1 protein-coding gene is annotated in these 1672 nt (G+C 60.8%); it reads right to left on the bottom strand.

The window, feature by feature from the left end; all coding sequences use genetic code 11:
- Window positions 1–153: 153 nt before the first annotated feature.
- Window positions 154–1548, bottom strand: coding sequence for an IS1380 family transposase (locus tag AB0O97_RS20205; RefSeq protein ID WP_363885054.1), 1395 nt, complete (start codon window positions 1546–1548; stop codon window positions 154–156).
- Between the last annotated feature and the right edge of the window lie 124 nt (window positions 1549–1672).

Here is a 1672-nt window from a genome sequence, read left to right on the forward strand (position 1 = left end):
AGCCTTGATCCACCGATCCGTTTTGGGGGCTGGCTGAATCCCGTTTTTTGGTGATGTGGCGTTTTTGGGCAGCGGTGGGGCCGGCCTCGCTGCCGGGGATGTTCCACGCTTGGTTCCTTCGGTTGCACCGGATTCGGCTGGGTGGACGGGTTCTTATGCGGCTTGTTGCGGTGTGTGGGTGGCGGCGAAGAGGTTCTCCCACTCGCTTTGCCAGGGCCAGTCTTGGGGCAGGTGGAACTGTTGGCGGCGGGCGCTGGAGGCGATCCGGGACGGGACATTGATGATTTTGCGGCGGATCGTGCCCGTGCGGGCCTTGGTGAACTGACCGGCGGCGAGGACACCTGCGGTGCGTGTGAGGTTGTAGGCCATGACGGCGGCAACCAACCACGCCGAGTTCGCGGCGAACTGGCCCGAGGGCAGGTGGGCCAGGGCGGAGTCCTTCAGATCCGCGTTGACCTGCTCGATCCGGGCGTGCTTGCGGTGAACCTTGTCAGCAGCAACAGCGTCCAATGTTGCCGCATCAATGGTGGTGAAGAAGGCATGGAAGCGGTACGTGTCAAAGAGCGTCGGCTGCCCCGGGGTCGCTTTGGGATTCAGCTCGGGGATGCGGCGCACGACCAGACGCCCGGGGACCTGCTCGGTTTTCTTCTTGGAAGAGAAAGCGGTGAATGGGATCTCCGCTACTTCAGCTACTGACACCCAAGCTTGGACCTCTTCGTCGTAGATGGCGTTGGTGTATTTGATTGGCGTCCACGCATCCTCCGGAATCTGGGTGATGGTGCGTTTGACGGCCTGGTTCATCGGTACCGTGACCGTGACATCGGCCCCACCAGCCAGGGCCGCGCTGACGGTGGGATACCCGTAGTAGGCCGAATCAAAACGACACACCACCGGGCCGGTGACGCCAGTGCGTTTGAGCGTGCCCAGAGCCTCGGTGACGAACTTGTTCGCGCCACGGGCGGAGTTCGCGGCTCCTTTGCGCAGGCGCTGGGCAATGATGACAGGGGCCGTGTCTTCCCGGGAGGCGGTGGCAAGGACGGCGTTCAGGCCGCGGACTTTGGAGTAGCCATAACCGGAGCCCTGCTTGGCATAGCCGTGAACTTCGATGATCGTGTCATCAACATCCACGAACACGAAGTCTTCCCCGGTACTGGTTCCAAACAAGGGCGCCTTCCGGGCCAGGTTGACCAGGAACCGGGACGCAACAGCATCGAGCTGCTTCACATGCCCGAAGGTGAAGGAACGCAGGAACGAGCCCAGCGTTGACGGGGCATAACAACCCTTGAAAGCTTTCTTCATCCCACCGTGGCGCAACACAGCCATGTCATCAATGGAATCGGCCCCAGCAACCATGCCCGCCACCAGTGCAGCAACCTTCAAACCCGCATTCGCTCCTTTGTCCGTGGGCACGGACAACCACTCGTCAGCCAACGAGTGCAAGCCCGCGTCGTCGGCCAAACGCATCACCGGCACCAGCCCGGTGGGCGACACAAGGTTCTCCTCGTCAAAGGAAACTGACACGGCCGTGCGGGTATGGGAAACTAGCATCTGCGAGGTGTCCTCTTTTAGGTATGAAAATTTGACTGTGGTAAGCCATATTTTCCCCTAGAAGACGGGCATTTCGTGTTTAAAACGCCGAGCAGCCCCCGAACTTTATCGGTGGATCAAGGCT

It is taken from the genome of Specibacter sp. NPDC078692 (assembly GCF_040686835.1).
Taxonomy (GTDB): domain Bacteria; phylum Actinomycetota; class Actinomycetes; order Actinomycetales; family Micrococcaceae; genus Specibacter.

What these genes read in the sequence shown, in the direction of transcription:
- AB0O97_RS20205 (WP_363885054.1), bottom strand. Translation starts at nt 1,548, where the DNA reads ATGCTAGTTTCCCATACCCGCACGGCCGTGTCAGTTTCCTTTGACGAG.